Genomic DNA, 16,499 nt, shown 5'->3' on the forward strand with positions numbered 1-16,499 from the left:
GCGGGCAGAGCACCCCGGTTTCTTTCTTTCTCCTTTCTCCCGCTCTACGGACCGTTACAGTAAGTGCACCGAGCAGAGAGCAGTTAGCGGATGTAGCCGAGCTCTTCCTCGCGCACCCGTGGCATCTGCGCTTGCTCCATCTCTTTCAAGCGATCGACGACCTTTTCCATCTCCTCGGCACGATCTTTCAAGGCCTGCGTGTCCAGCTCAAGATGCAGCGCACGCACCAGTATGTCAAGGACAGCCTGCGCGCTCTTCGGATCAACGAGATAGCCAGACGTGAGACCCAACAAGCAGACTGCGGGGATCTCGCGCAATTTACCGAGCCCGAGCAGGAGACCGGAGGCGCCGACGATACTACCACCGGGCTCTTCCTCCCTGAACTCGACGCCGTACTGCTTCATCTCCTCGACGAGCGCAACGGTATTCGCAGCGCCCAGCACCTTCTGCCGCTCCACGAGGTGCCCGATACCGTAGCCGCCGAGCGTATAAATCCGGGAGACCCCAAACCGCTCTGCGATATCGAGCAGCGTCTCTGCAATGAGATAATGCCCCTCGTTAGTAACGCTCTGTTGATCACCGGTGAGGATCAACAGGTCGTGCTCCTTCGAGTGGCAGGCATAGAGCTCATTCTTACACAAACGAACGGTCCCATCGCTCTCGACCAGTACCTGAGGCGGGAAATGCCAGGAGTAGAGCTCGAGAATCTTCTCGGCCTTGAGTTCGTGAATGATATGCTCAGCGACCAATTTACCCACGTTACCGACGCCAGGAAGCCCTTCGAGCATCACCGGCTCGTTCAATTTTACCTCTTTCAGCTCATGTAGCTCTATCTCGTCCATATTTCATCATCCGCCTGTATTTGCCATAAGGATCTTGAGGCGAGAACCGCGGAGGTTTCGCTCGATTCGTCCCACTGCCACACTTCGGGCAGACCTCCTGCAAGGTATATTCGCCACACACCGCACATCTCCTTATTCTTGAGGCCATTAAAAGCTTTACCTCTTTTCTCTGCGTATGCTATGTGAGGTTGCGGAAGAACTTACCAGACCCCCCCTGCTGCTTGACAAAAGAGATAGCAGTCGTGGCCGCCTCGCTCAAGATGCTCTCTGCCTCCTTGTAATTCGGCGCCGTGACCCGAATCCTGTACCGGGGGGCGCCAATGTAGAAGCATTCAACGCTGGTGCCCTCAGTGGTCTCATCCGGAGCTTTTGCCGATAACTGCGCCCTGATCAGCGCCTCAGCCGTGAGCAACGCTTCCTTGATCACTTCCACTCCGTTCGGTAATGGTGACTTGAGCTCAAGATAGCCGCTGATCTGAACAGAGGGTAGTTTCACGTTCGCATGGGCGACTTCATCGATCGCATCGACATACTCCGGGGCGATGCCGAGCTCGATGAGGACGCTTTTACCCTCGCGGACGACATCCTCAAAGGCGTCGTACAAGCTGCCATAGGCATCCAGAAGCGTTACCTCGATCGCCTCCCGCTCCTCCTTTCCTGCTTTAACGGCCGCGGTGGGCGTGGTAAGCGCAAGGGTAAGCCACTTCTTGGCTTTCTTCTCGTTCTTCCACTCCTTTATCCGCTCCCGCTTCTGCGCGTCTTTGACCGCCTTTAAGGAGAGATCAATGTGCCCGCGCCGCGTATCCACAAAGAGTACTTTGCAGACGATCTTCTGCCCTTCTCGCACATGATCCCGGAGATGCTTCACCCAGCCGGAGGAAACCTGACCGATGTGGATGAGCCCTTCTTTGTTGCCGTACTCATCGAGGGTGACAAAGGCGCCAAAACTCTCGAGCTGCTGCACGGTGCAAATGACCAAGTCACCCTTCTCCGGCCACTCGTCACGTACCATTACGTAAAGACCTCGATGATCTTGCCTTTGATCTCCGCCTTGCCGCCTGCCGGCTCAACCAGGGTGCTGCCACAGACGTCGCATTTCACCCGCGTCGCGGCATGATCAAAGACGATCTGCTCATGCTCGCAGTCGTTACACTTAACCCGCAGGAATTTGCTCTTTGTTCGCTTCTCCATCTTGACCACTCACTCCACCAATTCAAGCTTAGCAACGCGAAAGCCGCTCCGTTGATGCGCTTTCTTACACTCTGAGCAGCGGTACCTGAGGAAGACCTTCTTGGTCGGTTTATCGCCGCCGGGAACCTTTGAGAACTTACCCATATTCCCAATACCGGATCTGCGCTTCTTCTGGCGGACGATCCAGTTGAGTGAAGAGGCACGTCCCTTCTTTACCTTCTCCACGCTGTGAACGGTATGCTTGTCGCAGAACGGGCAGTAGATCCGCATTTGCTTTGGCATTTTCATTTTTCGTCGTGCTCACCTCCACCAGGCGCGATTTCACCTTCGAAACGCTCTGCAACACCGCGCTTGCAAAGGATCTCAGCGTTGGTCTTCGGCAACAGTATAACATCTTCTCTTTTGAGTTTATAAATTCTCCCGTCAATCCCCATGAAGGGCGGGAGATCATCCAGGATCCGAACGATGTGCAACTCCTCGCCGCGTTCCCTGGCCGGGGTGGGCTTGGTGGACCTGAAAAGGTTCCAGGACGATTTTGGCTGCTCTTCTCGCTTTCCCGGATGCTGCGGCTGCTCTTTTTCTTCTTCATTCGATCCGCTCTCGGCCTTCCGCACGCTATGCTGCGCTTTCGGTACGTTTTCCTGAACAGACCGTTTCAGCTCGCTCTGCGCTGCTGACGCGGCGCTTCCTCGCTGATCGAGCATCAGGGCTAACAAGCGCTCCTTACCCTCATCCACGTGACGTTTGACGCCCGTGAAGATCTCCTCCTCCGCGGCCAGCATTCCCCGCGGAAGAGTTCTGGAGCCGGAGCTGGCGAGCTTCACGATCTTGCCGATGCGCCGCCGCACGATATCCTCGACCTTCATGCGCGCGTTGCGAATCTCATCCTCCACGAGTTCAGCTCGACGCTCGTCCACCGCGCACTTCTCAGCCGCCAACTGCCCGATGTAGCGCCCGACGTCCTCGCAGAATCCATCGGGCAATTCCTGAAGTGTCGCCATGCTTCTTTCCTTATGCAGGATCCCCCAGAGCTGCTCGATGTCCATGCCACCTATTACAGGTAAAAGAGACGAGGTACGTAGACATATCAGTTTCGATTGCGGGTGATCACGCGAGTTCCGCAGCGCCACGGCAGAGGAAATAGATCGCCGCGAACTCTGGGAAGGACTCGATTTCGGCTTTCGCAATGGTATAACGCTCACCGCGCAGGGTGATTGTGGAATCACGCAGCGGGCAAATTTCCACCGGTTTGCTGGTGAAGACGACGGCATCGGCGAGCGGATCGAAATCCTCGAAGGTCTCGACGGTCAGTGGATTCGCGCGCAGACTGGATTTGCCATGGAGCGAGCCAGGCAGGCGAATGAGCCGCTTAATGTCCGCCGTCACCGGCTCGTCCACGCGATCCGCCGATTTGACCCTGACAACCTTCGCCACCGTCTCGGTCAAGGCGGTCCAGATCGGCTTGGCGAACTGTGGAATCTGACCCTTCTCGATTCGGTGCATCACGGTCTCATCATTCGCAATGCGGAGGATTGTTTGCGCCTTCTTACGGTCCAGTCCGCCGACCGTGCGTATCTCTTGCAGCGCTTGCTCATCCTCCATTGCGGCAAGCTCGTGGAGGAAGTCGAGCAATCCGTCATGAACGCGTCTGCCCCAGCCTTCGGGTATCAGTTTCATATCGGCCTTCCGCGGCTGCTCAGCAGTGTGTTCCTGCTCCGTCGTATCCGCGACCATGAAGCTCTTGATCTCAAGCCCGGTGGCCATCACGTAATCCACGATCTCGCGCCGCTCGCGACTGCCAAGCCCTCTTACTGATTCGGTGGCGATATGGATATGATAGCCGCGCGAGCCGGAGAAGGCCAGCTCTAGTTCTGTATCGGCGAATCCGAAATCGTTCGTTAAGAAGTCGAGCAGCTTCATCGTCTCTGCCTTCACGAGCGCGAGGAGTTCCTCGTAGGTATAGTGCGAAAGGTCTGCCTCGCTCACGATATGGTCAGCATCGAGATCGAAGATGAGGTCAGCGCCGAGCCAGCCCTTCTTCGCCATCTCTGCCGTGGGATCGTTGTACACCGCGGTCGAGTAATAGGCGTGCGCGGGCGCGTACTCGCGGAGATAGCTCTGGAAATCGGTCTCAGTGGCGAGCGCAGTATGCCGGCGCATCACCATCTTATCAGGATAGTGCTGATCGAAGAGCACGAAGCCCCACTCGCGCTGCCAGAACTCCCGTGGCGGCCTGATCTTTGCCGCGGCCGCGATATAGTACGCCTTGAACCTGCGCGCCACGAAGTGCTTCGTCTTCTCGTTCATCTGTTAGGAGAACAGTGAGCACGCGGGAAGAAAAATGATGAGGCTTAAGTTGAAGAAGAAGCTTCCAGCAGCTTGGCCACGGCGTACGCCGGAAACACGGCAGATATATCGACCCCGTAGCTGGAAGAAAGCGGTATTAAAGAGGCTCTTAAAAATTCCACGGCTTTTTTCACGATGAAATCCCCTATTCCTCCCGAAACCACTGTTTCCAACCCATACTTTTCTTTTACTCTCTTCAGAGAGTCAACCAACTCCTCCACCTGTTTCTCATACACCTGCTTCGCGATAGTAACGGCACCTTCCGCCCCTATCTCTTCGAGATCACAGCACACAACTCTTGCCAACCTTCGCATCGCATTTATCCTCAGGTCTTCTCCTTTCTCCTCATGCGTTCCTCTAATCACACGAATAGAAGGGGAATAGCCAGCGGTTATTTGATGGGAGTAAATATCATTTCCTGTATAACCGAGCACGATGTAAACATCGGCAGTGGTAGCAAAATATTCGGATGACAATCTATATTCCACTCCCCCTATCGCAATTCTAGTAAGCAACGCAGCAACACTGGTTCTTAACACACCTGAATATATCAACTCTCCTGATTTTAATCGCTCAAAATCGGTCCTTTTCGCTTTTATTTTTCCCCCTACGATTGGTATCACGTCGGTAGTGGTACTCCCGATGTCAACGAATATCGCATTTTTGTATTCTTCGGACAGGAACTGCGCAGACGCCAGCCAGTTGGTCGCTGCGAAGGAGAAAGGGCCTTTAGCCACGGATGAACTGCTCTTAAAAGCGCAATCATTGTTGAAAAACAGAGGGGTCTCGAAAATATCGGAGACTGCCTTTGCTATGTAGAGAACACCGGCTCTTTTTGTATTGAAACCGCCACATAGCTCACCCGTCATCACTGCCCCTACTACTTTTATCTCGTTCCCTTCTGCCTCCAATCCCCTTTTCACATCCGCCAACACGCCGGGGAGCATTGCCTTGTTTCTATAGAGAGGAGCACAAATCAGCCGTACAAACGACCCATCGGAAGTCGCTGCTTTCGTATTCGCGCCCCCCACATCTATACCCAACATCATAGTGCCCTCCCCACGATCATATAATATGTGAGCAATCTTAATAAAAATGGCGCATATCGTGATATTATTATGTCAATAATTACTCAATAAAGAATATAAATAGAAAGATTTTTATGATGCATGGACGTATAGGCTTTGCAGAGGGATCAAGATTGGTGGAGGCAAAGAGAATGCAGGGAAGATTTGAGGAGGGGGAAAGGGAAGGGGATGGCGGAAACGATGACGAAGAAGCGTACAAAAGTGATTTTGGAATCGGAAAGCGTGCGCTCACCAGGCGTCGATTTGTCAAAACAAGTGCCGCTGTTGGTGCTGCGGTTGCCGGTATCCCTTTTAATTTGACTGCCATAACCGATATAGCGTTGAAAGAGGAGGGGGAATTGCTCATGTATCCAGTAATCTACGATTTTAAATATGAGTTGGTAAGAAAACTACCTTTTAAACGCTTTATTAGTATTGAACTTTTTGGATGCATTTTGAATTGCATGCAGGATCCCATGAAATTTGTCACTTTTAAAAATATGGTGCCAATAAGGAAATCTATTGATCAGATAACCTATCTTCTGCTGAATTTAGGTGACGATGCACCGTCAACTATGGTTGTAATAGGAGGGGGAGAGCCATTGCTTCAAAAGGAGGAAGTGCTGAAATTGACCGAATCCATAAAAACGAATACTGATTATGCAGTTATGCTTGCAACAAACGGTCCTCACCTTGATGAAAATTTTATTGACGAAGCAAACGAACTGAATCTGGATGGAATTATGATATACTACCCTTACTTAGTTGATGGCGGGTATAAATGGTATGCGGGATATGATAACGAAGATATGATAACGGCACTTAAATTGGTTAGTAAAAACTTTGAAGGTCTACAACTGGTTTCCTTATCTCCTTGGTTAGATACTGTGACATTTGAAAACGTATGCAAATTTTTATGCAAAATAAATCCGAATTTTCTCATAAAAATATTCTTCCACCCACGGTATCCCTCACACACGGAAGAGGAGTGGAAGAGTAGATATAATACTGCTAAAAGGATCGCATGGCGCTCCTCTCTTAGGGTAGAACAAACACGTGATTTTTCTATACAAAGCAAAAGTATAACATATCTAATGGAGGAAGACGAAAACGACAATGTGAAATTAATAAAGAGAAAAGAGTGGATAAAGAACAAAGGAAGCGATGAGTCATGGTTGAAAACTACTTAGCTTTGCACGTTACGAATGACTGCCAGTTGCACTGTGAGCACTGTTATTTCCGAAATTACACAACTGAATCTATCGAAATACCTTTGGAAACAGTAATAAATCTTTGTGAGGATTTCTTGAGTACCGATTTTCCTCTTAAGGGATATAGCATAATCATTACCAATGGCGAGCCTCTGCTGTATTCCAAATTCGAGCAGCTTTGCAACAGGATTAGGGAATTTCAGGGTCACTTAAGATTGAGCACGAACGGGATACTCGTGCCAAAGTACATAGACGTTTTTGAGCAGAACGATGGAATAATGGTCAGTATTGACGGTGATCGAGAAATACATGACAAAATCCGTGGTAAAGGGTCTTATGACAAGGCAATAAAAGCGCTGGAATGTTTAAAGGAACATGGAGTCAGACACTCGATAGGATTCATGCTGTGCAGATGGAACAAACACTGCATTGACCATGTTATCGAGCTCTGTCAGAGATACGACTGCACGACGATGAATTTCATGCCCTATCAATCATTTTATAAGATGTTGGGCAAAACAGTGAGATTTACTGAATGGCTGAAAGCAAAAGAATACGTGGGCAGTAAGCACACTAAAACGCTCGTGACTTGCGTGGAGACGGGCTGCGTTGCCGGTATCTACGGGCTAGCGGTCACTCCGGACCTGAAGTACTGGGACTGCCCAAGGCATCAAGAAACAATAGGCAGGTATCCACAGTCGATCCGAACGGTAATAAGGAACCCAGAGGAGATGATGAATCCGTTTGAGACGTGTTGCAAATATTTAAGGTGGTGAAAGATGAGCGCAATAGAAGATCGAAGACAAGAAATAAATAAGAAGAGGTGGGAGCGGTGGAGAGCGCAGCAGAATGTCGAAAGGGAGAAAACCTATTGCTATTGGGGTGAGTGGAGTGATCATTGTGACTGTCAAAATCAGAATGTAGTTGGTGATTATGTACTCATATCTGCCTATGCTGATTTTGATAGAAACAGAGTAGATGTATATTGGAGATATGAGTTATGCCACTGTCTTGCTGGTTTGGCTAGTATGGGTCCTTGGGGGACACTTACAATTACCATTGATTATTGTGGTAGTGGCGGACCTTCTAAATCTCATACCATAGACTATGTATTTGGAGATGATGGATGGGATTATTTTACAGGGCTAAACGAATCGAACTGTTATGGCGCAAGTTGTTATCTTGATGCGTATTACAAATGTTGCGGTCCTGAGCACTGCGATCGTATTACTTTTAAACATGGATGCGGCTGTACGATGCATCCATGAGATAAAAAATGTTACTATAAAGGAGGTGATAAAATGAGAAAGTTAATGGCTATAGCATATTTAGTTATAGGATGTTTGCTGGTAGGGATAGTAATTGCAAGTTTTTTCCAGGGAAAGTCAAATCAGCAACCAGGAAATTGGTCAGCAAGGAAATTAACTGAGGAGGAAAGAGCAGAGGTGATAAAAATAGCACTCGACGATACAAAAGTAAAGGAGATGTTAAAAGGTAAGGAATACAAGATATCTGGGGCAGGGATGTGGTTAGAAGAGAATCGGACAGGTCCAGTTGTAATGATATATGCCGGGGAAGACAATTGGACGAAAATCACGATGATTGATGTGTTGGTAGATTTAGACAAGAAAAACGTGGTAGACATAGTAGAAAGACCTATTGAACCAGTGATTTTAAAAGGGGCGATTGAAAGAAGGGAAGAAGCGATTGGAATAGCGCTTGACAGCGAAATCGTGAAAGAGAAGATAGAGGGACTAGAATATCATATTAAGGAGGTTTACGCTTTTGAGAATTTGAAGACCGGGGAAAAGGGGATGCGAGTTTATATTCACATTAACGAGACTAACGTATGCTATGGTGTAAACGTGAATTTAACAGAGAGGAGAGTAACAGAAATAGGCCAATCAGACAGGGGTATAGACAAAATAGGCACGGAAAAATCAGCAAAAGCAATGGACATAGCACTAGATGATCCGAGAGTGAAAGAGAAGATGGAAGGGAAACAATGTATAGTTACTGCTCGGCAAAAATTGATTGGGAAAAAATTGCTTGTAGATGTTTATATAGAGATGGAAGAGCCCCCGATGACGTATATTGCAACTGTGGACTGGGAAGAAGGAAAAGTAATAAAGATAACCGAGACAGCTTCATGGGTACCCATGCCTGGACGCTAAGTCCTGAAATAAACAAGCCAGTAGTAGTGATTAGTACGACAAAGGAGAATACAATACCAATCTTCTATGCCTGCGAACTTCCTTGACCTGCACATCGTGGACTTCTGTCAATTGAATTGCAAACACTGCTATCTGAACAAGGGCAATAGCGTGATGCCCCGAGATATGCTCAGAGCCATCTGCGCAGATTTCCTTACCACTGATTTTCCACTGCCAGAGAGCACAATCATCCTCAGTGGAGGTGAACCTATGCTCCATCCAAATTTTATCGAGGCATGCTGTATCGTGAGGAAGCTGAATGGCCATATAACACTGAGCACAAATGGCATTTTGATACCACAATACATCCACACGTTTCAGAAGAATGACGGAATACAGGTGAGCGTGGATGGGGACGAGAAGGCACATGATTTCATCCGTGGTAAGGGCAGCTATAAAAAAGCGGTAAGGGCTTTGAAATTGCTGAATGCGTATGGGATACGCCATTCTCTCTCGTTTACCATCAATCAAACGAACAAGCACTGCATTGACCGCATCATAGACCTCTGTGTTGAAACGGGAGCGTCTACACTCAATTTCAATATCTATCAGCCTGTGCGTGATAGCGACTTGAGACCCATTGGCTATATGGAATGGATAGAGCTGAGGAACTACGTTGAGATGCGAGCAGAAAGGGAAGAGATATATTTACCGGAAGGTTGTATAGAAGGAGGATGCATAGCCAGAATATTAGGTTTGAGCGTTCTTCCCGATGGCACCTACTGGGACTGTTCTCGTCACCAGAATGTGATCGGGAAATATCCGCAGCCGATAAAGGATGTTCTACTGTGGGATAATATTAAGGAGCACAAGCCCGTCAATCCCTTTGAGACGTGCTGTAAATATTTGGAGTGGTGAAAGATGAGAGCAATAGATACACGAAGACAAGAAATAAATAAGAAGAGGTGGGAGCAGTGGAGAGAACAGCAGAAAAATAAAAAGGAGAAGACGTATTGCTATTGGGATGATTGGAATAACTGGAACGATTGGAGTGATTGCAGCGTAGTTTCTGGCCCATACATCGACTTCTATATCGAAAACTATCGAAATGGGCAATCCAACTGTCAGGGCGGGAGTGGAGGCTGGGTTACGCCGGGTGGACCCTGTATGTATAACGCAGTAATGAGATTTGCAAGGGCAGGCGAGAGTTCTGGCTTCTATGCCCAATTGAGCCAATGCTACTGGCGAGAGAAAAGCGGTTGTCCGGAGCATTGTTACATGGAGCAGTACGGATGGAACAAGCCCATACATCATGCGAGTGTATGTAACAACTCTATCACATTTTGCCATTTTATCTGTGCTGAGCACTTAGGAGGCAGTGTGACGAACTTTAATAATTGGAAATTTTTTCAGTATGACAATTTCGACATCGAACCAGACGATTGGCAGATGCCCTGCGGCTCTGCCACAGAAAAGACGAAAGTATGGGTAAAGAGGATAACAAGTATAGGAAGTTGTGGGGGCAGTATTGGGGGAGGTGACGTCGCGTGTTTTGAGATAGACCGAAACTGTAATGTAAGTAACGTTAGTTGTCCTGACTAAATAACCAATAGGGAGTGATGGAAGAGAAAATGAAAAAAGCATTTGCAGGAAAAAGGAAGGTGTTAGCACTCGGCACTGTTTTCGCAATAGTAATTGTGGGTATCACAGCTATACTCATGGTAAAACCCCCAAACGAAACAGGAAACAAAGCGGAAAACGCTGAAAATGAACTCCCTGCTGAGATACAGGCTGAAATGGATCGCTTGTTCCTTGAACCTAAAATACATATTAGCAGGTGGTCGGTGGAAACAGAAGAAAAGAGAGTAAATATTTTTGTTTGGAAACTGACACCAGAGAATGGACAATTAAATGACACAGTTATTGATGGATGGACGATACTTGTAATTGATGACATGGAACTGAGGAGGGACGTGGAGAAGTTAAACGCTGAGTTAGAACGACTCAAAGAGATCCCGGAGATGCAAATAGGCGCGTGGAGCTATGGATGGAATCCTAGAACAGGCTATAAACATGTGGAAATAATTGTCGGTAATCTCACGCCAGAGAACCAGCAATTAAATGGCAAGATGATTGATGGATGGGAAGCCCATGTGTATAAATCGTTGATACCGCCAAAGGTGATGGCACTACGCGACCCAATGGTAAAAGAGAGAATAGAGGGAAAGGAATATGAGGTCGAAGAACGCACGAAACAGACTGACAGAGAACTACTGGTAGATGTGTATATATACCTAAAAGAGCCTGAAAAGACCGTTATTGCAACTGTGGATGTCATAAAAGGAGAGGTAATAGAGATAAACGAGACAGCTTCGTGGTTACCAATACCCAAAAGATAAGTCCAGAAATAAACAAGCCAGTAGTGATTACTACGAACAAAGGGGGATACAATATCAATAGTCTATGTCAGCAAATTTTCTTGACCTACACATCGTAGACTTCTGCCAACTGAACTGCAAGCATTGCTATCTGAACAAGGGCACCAGAGTGATGCCTCTAGATATGCTCAGAGCTATCTGCGAAGATTTCCTTAACACCGATTTCCCGCTGCCAGAGAGCACAATCATCCTCAGTGGAGGTGAACCTATGCTCCATCCAAATTTTATCGAGGCATGCTGTATCGTGAGGAAGCTGAATGGTCATATAACACTGAGCACAAATGGCATTTTGCTATCGCAATACATCCACACGTTTCAGAAGAATGACGGAATACAGGTGAGCGTGGATGGGGACGAGAAGGCACATGATTTCATCCGTGGTAAGGGCAGCTATGAAAAAGCGGTAAGGGCTCTGAAATTGCTGGATGAGTATGGGATACGCCATGCTCTCTCGTTTACCATCAATCAAGCGAACAAGCACTGCACTGACCACATCATAGACCTCTGTGTTGAAACGGGAGCGTCTACACTCAATTTCAATATCTATCAGCCAGTACGTGAAAGCAACTTGAAATCCATCAGGTATATGGAATGGATAGAGCTGAGAAAATATGTTTCGAAGCGAACGGAAAGGAAAGGGATATATTTACCAGAAGGTTGTATAGAAGGAGGATGCATAGCCAGAATATTAGGTTTGAGCGTTCTTCCCAATGGCACCTACTGGGACTGCTCTCGTCACCAGAACGTGATCGGGAAATATCCGCAGCCGATAAAGGGTGTTCTACTGTGGGATAATATTAAGGAGCACAAGCCGGTCAATCCCTTTGAGACGTGCTGTAAATATTTGGGGTGGTAAAAACGATAAAACTGTTAGATGAGATAAAGTATATTATCACTCCTTTTTTTACGTCCGATCTTGGCTTTTATTGGAAGAAAGCAGAAGGAGAGGATAAATGATGAAAAGAATAAAGTTTGTATGTGGATTGGTGATAGTTGGAATAATAGCAAGTTTAGCATTAACAATAGATGCAAACGCACAAAAGCCATTTGAAATCTGGAACGCAACCTATGATGGAGGAAGCGATGATCATGCTTATTGTGTTGCTTTAGACTCAAAGGATAACATCATCGTGACTGGTCACTCCTATTTAGGAGGAGACCGAGACTATTATACGATAAAATATGATAGCAATGGCACTGCGCTCTGGAACATGGCCTATGATGGAGAGGGCTTTGCTGATACGGCTTTTAGTGTTGCTGTTGATTCAATGGATAATATCATCGTAACTGGCATATCCGATTTAGGAGGGAACGGGGGGTATCATACGGTAAAATATAATGGCAGTGGCTTTGAGCTCTGGAACGTGACCTCTGACGGAGGAAGCGACAAGGGGGCTTTTAGTGTTGCTGTTGATTCAAAGGATAACATCATTGTAACTGGCTATTCTTCTACGGATGCTGGAAACTTGAACTATTATACGATAAAATACAATAGCAGTGGCTCTGAACTCTGGAACATGACCGATGATGGTGGAAGCGATGATGGGGCCTGGAGTGTTGCTGTTGATTCAAAAGATAACATCATCTTGACTGGCTTATCCGATTTGGGAGGAGACTTCGATTATTATACGATAAAATACAATAGCAGTGGCTCTGAACTCTGGAACGCGACCTATGATGGAGGAAGCGATGATGCAGCTTCGACTGTAACTGTTGACTCGAAGGACAACATCATCATAAGTGGGAGGTCCGATTTAGGAGGATACTGGAACTACTATACAATAAAATATGATAGTAAAGGCTTTGAACTCTGGAACGCGACCTATGATGGAGGAAGCGATGATGAGGCTTGGAGTGTTGCTGTGGACTCAAAGGATAACATCATTGTGACTGGCGACTCCTACTTGAGAGAAATGAACTATTATACGATAAAATATGATAGCAGTGGCTCTGAGCTCTGGAACGCGACCTATGATGGAGGAAGCGATGATGAGGCTTGGAGTGTTGCCGTGGACTCAAAGGATAACATCATTGTGACTGGTTACTCCTTTTCAGGATTATTAGGAACCGAAGACTACTATACGATAAAATATAACTCTCATCTGAGTGCAGGCGTGATTTGCGGTGAGCAAAAAACGCCAGGGTTCGAAGTAATCTTCGCATTTGGCGATGTATTAGTAGTGGCGTATTTGGTGCTCAGAAAAATGAAATGAGGAAACAGTGTAACCAAAATAAGACCTTTTCCTGTTTTTCCCAAATATGTTTATTATTACGATTATTGGATACTAGATAGAAAAATAAATAGCATAGGTAAATGTAATAGGATAAGAATGAGAGCAAAAAGAATAAGGTAAATTATACCATGCCACAGAACTTCCTGACCTGCACATTGTAAACTTCTGCCAACTGAACTGCAAGCACTGCTATCTAAACAAGGGCAGTAGCGTGATGCCTCTGGATCCGCTCAGAGCTATCTGCGCAGATTTCCTTACCACCGATTTTCCACTGCCAGAGAGCACAATCATCCTCAGTGGAGGGAACCCATGCTCCATCCAAATTTTATCGAGTCATGCTGCATCGTAAGAAATTGAACGACCATTTGGCGATGAGCACGAACGGCTTGATATCGCAATACATCCACACGTTTCAGAAAAATGACGGAATACAGGTAAGCGTGGATGGAGACGAGAAAGTACATAATTTCATCCGTGGTAAGGACAGCTATAAAAAAAGCATTAAATGCTTTGAAAATGTTGGATGAGCACGGGATACGCCATTCTCTCTCGTTTACCATCAATCAAGCGAACAAGCGCTGCATTGATCACATCATAGACCTCTGCATTGAAACAGAAGCTTCTACACTCAATTTCAATATCAATCAGTTAGTAAGGAAAAGCGAGTGTTTAAGCAAACAATCTTTTATAGTTAGATAACCCTTTTAACCTTCATTTCTAAATTAGAGAAGAGTAGTGAAGACATATGATCAGCATAGCGATCCCAAAGGGCAGCTTGGAAGCGCAGACAATGCTGCTCTTCAAGCAGGCGGGTCTGGAGGTAAAGGTGACGAGCCGGGAGTACAACCCGACAATCACGGATCCGCGGATCGAGAAGGTGAAGATCCTCCGGCCGCAGGAGATACCGGAGTACGTGGAGAAAGGTTACTTCGACATGGGCATTACCGGCAAGGACTGGATCGAGGAGCGAGACGCGGAGGTCGTGGAGATTGCGGATATGCGGTACAGCAAGATGGCGGAGAAAGAGAGCACCGTGAATATTGTCCTGGCTGTGCAGGCTGACCGCAGGGACATCCAGGACGCGAAAGATCTGCCGCCGCAGAGCAAGATCAGCACCGAGTATCCGAACATCACCCGGAAGTTCTTCGAACGGCTCGGCATACCGGTCCAGATCTTCTTCTCGTATGGCGCGACGGAAGCGAAAGACATGATGGACGGCATTGTGGAACTGACGGAGACGGGCGAGACCCTGCGGAAGAACAACTGGCGGATCATCGCTACGCTGCTAGAGTCGTCCACAAAGCTGATCGCGAACAAGGACTCATGGGCAGATGCGAGGAAGCGGCGCGCGATGGAAGAGATCAGGACGTTACTCGCCGGTGTGCTGGAGGCACGGGGAAAGGTGCTGCTCAGCATGAACGTCGCGAGTGACCGTTTGAAGGAGCTGATCGAGGTGCTGCCGGCGATGAAGCGGCCGACGATCTCGCAGCTCTACGATTCCGAGATCAATCACACCCGGTATTACGCGGTGGAGACGGTGGTGAGCAAGCACGAGGTGAACGTCTTGATCCCGCTGCTGAAGAGCAAAGGTGCAGAGGATATTATTGAGATCGATATCACGAAGATCGTGAAGTGATGTGACACGGCGCGACACGCGCGTTTACGCTTACCGCTTCGTTTGCTACCACCGAGACCATGAACCTCCTCTGGTGCGTGACCGGCGCCGGGCATCTCCTTCTGGAGAGTTACGTGCTCATGCAGCAGTGCGCCTGCGGCGAGCACGAGGTCACCGTCGCCTTCTCGGGCGCGGGCTCTGAAGTGGCGCGAATGTACGGGCTCCAGCAGGTGATTGCACGTGAATTCAAGGACGTGATCAGCGAGCGGGAGCAGGGCTATAGCTCACCGCTCGTCGGCCGGCTTGCGAAGCGTGAATACGATCTCGTCATCGTTACGCCCTGCACCGCAAACACGGTTGCGAAGATCGTGCGGGGGATCGCGGATTCGCTGATCACCAACCTCGTGGCACAGGCGGTCAAGAGCGGCGTTCCGGTCTATATCGTGCCAACCGATTTCGAGACGGTTCAGGGGACGACGATGCCGATGAGCCTGGATCAAGAAACGTGCCGCCTTTGTGAGGTCTGCCCGCCGCTGGAGCACTGCCCGCAGAATGCGATCTACCGGGATGATCGCGTGCGCATAAACAGTTTACGGTGCACGGCCTGCAAGAACTGTATCGAGCTCTGCATGTATGACGCGATCAGCTTCGGCGGGAAGGTGCAGGTGCACATCCGCGACCTCGATATTGAGAACACGAGAAGATTGGAGCAGATGGAAGGCATCACGGTCTTTCAAAGCCCCGATGCGATACCCTTGTAGATGTGCAGGCCTGAGTGGCCGCGAGAAGGGTGAATATTTATAGATCGAAGCAGTATGAGAACTCAGGATAGGTGATGCAGCTCGAGGCAGCCCCCTATGAGGAGCGGATAACGGTATGGAGTTTCACGGTCATTTTGGGCTTTGTCAGCGCGGTGTTTATCGCTGTGGTGATCTATCAGGTGCTGATAGGGCCACTTGGCACGAATCCGGCGCCGAACGGCTTTTACCTATTCATGGCGCTCCTGTTTTTCGCTCTTGCGATGATGTTTAGCACGCTCGTAGTCAAGCTGTCGCCGCGTTCGGTCGTTGTTAGTTTCGGCCTTATCAAACGAAGCATCCCCTGGGAGCTGATCGAGCGCTGTTATGTGGACGAGGTCACGAGTCTCAGATACGGTGGTTGGGGGATTCGCATAGGCCGGGTAGGCGGAAAATGGCGATTGGTATTCAATATTATCGGCGCGCCTCGTGTGGTACTCGCGCTGAAGCAGGGCAGGTTTGACGAGTTCGTGTTCTCCACGCGGCATCCCGACGAAATAGTTCGGATGATCAGGCAGCGGATCGGCAGAATGGAGTGATCATCTATCTATCTATCTATCTATCTATCTATCTATCTATCTATCTATCTATCTATCTATCTATCT

19 protein-coding genes are annotated in these 16,499 nt (G+C 48.2%); 11 read left to right on the top strand and 8 right to left on the bottom strand.

The features are described 5' to 3' along the window. Nucleotides 1–83 precede the first annotated feature (83 nt). From ENN68_03330 to ENN68_03365, 8 genes are all read right to left on the bottom strand, one after another. The gene (locus ENN68_03330; GenBank protein ID HDS45116.1) at nucleotides 84–842 is read right to left on the bottom strand and encodes a proteasome assembly chaperone family protein; all 759 of its coding nucleotides are present in this window, start codon (nucleotides 840–842) and stop codon (nucleotides 84–86) included. Then, nucleotides 820–990, bottom strand: coding sequence for an RNA-protein complex protein Nop10 (locus ENN68_03335; protein HDS45117.1), 171 nt, complete (start codon nucleotides 988–990; stop codon nucleotides 820–822). The genes ENN68_03330 and ENN68_03335 overlap by 23 nt, the downstream gene beginning before the upstream one ends. A gap of 30 nt (nucleotides 991–1,020) precedes the next feature. Continuing rightward, nucleotides 1,021–1,854 (bottom strand): translation initiation factor IF-2 subunit alpha, encoded by an 834-nt coding sequence (locus ENN68_03340; protein HDS45118.1) that lies wholly within the window; start codon nucleotides 1,852–1,854, stop codon nucleotides 1,021–1,023. Next, nucleotides 1,854–2,033, bottom strand: coding sequence for a 30S ribosomal protein S27e (locus tag ENN68_03345; GenBank protein HDS45119.1), 180 nt, complete (start codon nucleotides 2,031–2,033; stop codon nucleotides 1,854–1,856). Before ENN68_03345 ends, ENN68_03340 begins: the two co-directional genes overlap by 1 nt. 9 nt (nucleotides 2,034–2,042) lie before the next feature. Beyond that, nucleotides 2,043–2,321 (bottom strand): 50S ribosomal protein L44e, encoded by a 279-nt coding sequence (locus ENN68_03350; GenBank protein ID HDS45120.1) that lies wholly within the window; start codon nucleotides 2,319–2,321, stop codon nucleotides 2,043–2,045. Next, the gene (locus ENN68_03355) at nucleotides 2,318–3,079 is read right to left on the bottom strand and encodes a DNA replication complex GINS family protein (protein HDS45121.1); all 762 of its coding nucleotides are present in this window, start codon (nucleotides 3,077–3,079) and stop codon (nucleotides 2,318–2,320) included. The genes ENN68_03350 and ENN68_03355 overlap by 4 nt, the downstream gene beginning before the upstream one ends. A 61-nt stretch (nucleotides 3,080–3,140) precedes the next feature. Continuing rightward, complete coding sequence (gene priS / locus ENN68_03360) at nucleotides 3,141–4,340, bottom strand: DNA primase catalytic subunit PriS (protein HDS45122.1); 1,200 nt, start codon at nucleotides 4,338–4,340, stop codon at nucleotides 3,141–3,143. A gap of 44 nt (nucleotides 4,341–4,384) precedes the next feature. Then, nucleotides 4,385–5,428, bottom strand: a complete 1,044-nt coding sequence (locus tag ENN68_03365; GenBank protein HDS45123.1) for a H4MPT-linked C1 transfer pathway protein — start codon at nucleotides 5,426–5,428, stop codon at nucleotides 4,385–4,387. 113 nt (nucleotides 5,429–5,541) lie between these two features. Here ENN68_03365 and ENN68_03370 point away from each other — a divergent pair, with 113 nt between their 5' ends. From ENN68_03370 to ENN68_03420, 11 genes are all read left to right on the top strand, one after another. Beyond that, nucleotides 5,542–6,636: a twin-arginine translocation signal domain-containing protein gene (locus ENN68_03370; protein HDS45124.1), complete on the top strand. Its 1,095-nt coding sequence runs from the start codon at nucleotides 5,542–5,544 to the stop codon at nucleotides 6,634–6,636. Next, a complete protein-coding gene (locus tag ENN68_03375; GenBank protein HDS45125.1) occupies nucleotides 6,618–7,433 on the top strand; it encodes a radical SAM protein in 816 nt (271 codons plus the stop codon). Before ENN68_03370 ends, ENN68_03375 begins: the two co-directional genes overlap by 19 nt. Nucleotides 7,434–7,436: 3 nt before the next feature. Further along, nucleotides 7,437–7,925 carry a hypothetical protein gene (locus ENN68_03380; GenBank protein ID HDS45126.1) on the top strand — a complete coding sequence of 163 codons (489 nt, stop codon included), beginning with the start codon at nucleotides 7,437–7,439 and terminating at the stop codon, nucleotides 7,923–7,925. A 33-nt stretch (nucleotides 7,926–7,958) separates the two neighbouring features. Continuing rightward, nucleotides 7,959–8,831, top strand: coding sequence for a hypothetical protein (locus ENN68_03385; protein ID HDS45127.1), 873 nt, complete (start codon nucleotides 7,959–7,961; stop codon nucleotides 8,829–8,831). Between the two features lie 66 nt (nucleotides 8,832–8,897). Next, nucleotides 8,898–9,728: a radical SAM protein gene (locus ENN68_03390; GenBank protein ID HDS45128.1), complete on the top strand. Its 831-nt coding sequence runs from the start codon at nucleotides 8,898–8,900 to the stop codon at nucleotides 9,726–9,728. Nucleotides 9,729–10,429: 701 nt separating this feature from the next. Continuing rightward, entirely contained in the window at nucleotides 10,430–11,209 is a 780-nt protein-coding gene (locus tag ENN68_03395) for a hypothetical protein (GenBank protein ID HDS45129.1), read from the top strand. Between the two features lie 64 nt (nucleotides 11,210–11,273). Continuing rightward, nucleotides 11,274–12,104 carry a radical SAM protein gene (locus tag ENN68_03400; GenBank protein ID HDS45130.1) on the top strand — a complete coding sequence of 277 codons (831 nt, stop codon included), beginning with the start codon at nucleotides 11,274–11,276 and terminating at the stop codon, nucleotides 12,102–12,104. Between the two features lie 97 nt (nucleotides 12,105–12,201). Continuing rightward, entirely contained in the window at nucleotides 12,202–13,461 is a 1,260-nt protein-coding gene (locus tag ENN68_03405; GenBank protein ID HDS45131.1) for a hypothetical protein, read from the top strand. Between the two features lie 766 nt (nucleotides 13,462–14,227). Further along, a complete protein-coding gene (locus ENN68_03410) occupies nucleotides 14,228–15,118 on the top strand; it encodes an ATP phosphoribosyltransferase (GenBank protein ID HDS45132.1) in 891 nt (296 codons plus the stop codon). Nucleotides 15,119–15,177: 59 nt separating this feature from the next. After that, complete coding sequence (locus tag ENN68_03415) at nucleotides 15,178–15,858, top strand: hypothetical protein (protein ID HDS45133.1); 681 nt, start codon at nucleotides 15,178–15,180, stop codon at nucleotides 15,856–15,858. A 74-nt stretch (nucleotides 15,859–15,932) separates the two neighbouring features. Further along, complete coding sequence (locus tag ENN68_03420; protein HDS45134.1) at nucleotides 15,933–16,433, top strand: hypothetical protein; 501 nt, start codon at nucleotides 15,933–15,935, stop codon at nucleotides 16,431–16,433. Nucleotides 16,434–16,499 lie beyond the last annotated feature (66 nt).

This window comes from Methanomicrobia archaeon, assembly GCA_011049045.1.
Taxonomy (GTDB): Archaea; Halobacteriota; Syntropharchaeia; order Alkanophagales; family Methanospirareceae; genus JACGMN01.

What these genes read in the sequence shown, in the direction of transcription:
- ENN68_03330 (HDS45116.1), bottom strand. Translation starts at nt 842, where the DNA reads ATGGACGAGATAGAGCTACATGAGCTGAAAGAGGTAAAATTGAACGAG.
- ENN68_03335 (HDS45117.1), bottom strand. Translation starts at nt 990, where the DNA reads ATGGCCTCAAGAATAAGGAGATGTGCGGTGTGTGGCGAATATACCTTG.
- ENN68_03340 (HDS45118.1), bottom strand. Translation starts at nt 1,854, where the DNA reads ATGGTACGTGACGAGTGGCCGGAGAAGGGTGACTTGGTCATTTGCACC.
- ENN68_03345 (HDS45119.1), bottom strand. Translation starts at nt 2,033, where the DNA reads ATGGAGAAGCGAACAAAGAGCAAATTCCTGCGGGTTAAGTGTAACGAC.
- ENN68_03350 (HDS45120.1), bottom strand. Translation starts at nt 2,321, where the DNA reads ATGAAAATGCCAAAGCAAATGCGGATCTACTGCCCGTTCTGCGACAAG.
- ENN68_03355 (HDS45121.1), bottom strand. Translation starts at nt 3,079, where the DNA reads ATGGACATCGAGCAGCTCTGGGGGATCCTGCATAAGGAAAGAAGCATG.
- priS (HDS45122.1), bottom strand. Translation starts at nt 4,340, where the DNA reads ATGAACGAGAAGACGAAGCACTTCGTGGCGCGCAGGTTCAAGGCGTAC.
- ENN68_03365 (HDS45123.1), bottom strand. Translation starts at nt 5,428, where the DNA reads ATGATGTTGGGTATAGATGTGGGGGGCGCGAATACGAAAGCAGCGACT.
- ENN68_03370 (HDS45124.1), top strand. Translation starts at nt 5,542, where the DNA reads ATGATGCATGGACGTATAGGCTTTGCAGAGGGATCAAGATTGGTGGAG.
- ENN68_03375 (HDS45125.1), top strand. Translation starts at nt 6,618, where the DNA reads ATGGTTGAAAACTACTTAGCTTTGCACGTTACGAATGACTGCCAGTTG.
- ENN68_03380 (HDS45126.1), top strand. Translation starts at nt 7,437, where the DNA reads ATGAGCGCAATAGAAGATCGAAGACAAGAAATAAATAAGAAGAGGTGG.
- ENN68_03385 (HDS45127.1), top strand. Translation starts at nt 7,959, where the DNA reads ATGAGAAAGTTAATGGCTATAGCATATTTAGTTATAGGATGTTTGCTG.
- ENN68_03390 (HDS45128.1), top strand. Translation starts at nt 8,898, where the DNA reads ATGCCTGCGAACTTCCTTGACCTGCACATCGTGGACTTCTGTCAATTG.
- ENN68_03395 (HDS45129.1), top strand. Translation starts at nt 10,430, where the DNA reads ATGGAAGAGAAAATGAAAAAAGCATTTGCAGGAAAAAGGAAGGTGTTA.
- ENN68_03400 (HDS45130.1), top strand. Translation starts at nt 11,274, where the DNA reads ATGTCAGCAAATTTTCTTGACCTACACATCGTAGACTTCTGCCAACTG.
- ENN68_03405 (HDS45131.1), top strand. Translation starts at nt 12,202, where the DNA reads ATGATGAAAAGAATAAAGTTTGTATGTGGATTGGTGATAGTTGGAATA.
- ENN68_03410 (HDS45132.1), top strand. Translation starts at nt 14,228, where the DNA reads ATGATCAGCATAGCGATCCCAAAGGGCAGCTTGGAAGCGCAGACAATG.
- ENN68_03415 (HDS45133.1), top strand. Translation starts at nt 15,178, where the DNA reads ATGAACCTCCTCTGGTGCGTGACCGGCGCCGGGCATCTCCTTCTGGAG.
- ENN68_03420 (HDS45134.1), top strand. Translation starts at nt 15,933, where the DNA reads ATGCAGCTCGAGGCAGCCCCCTATGAGGAGCGGATAACGGTATGGAGT.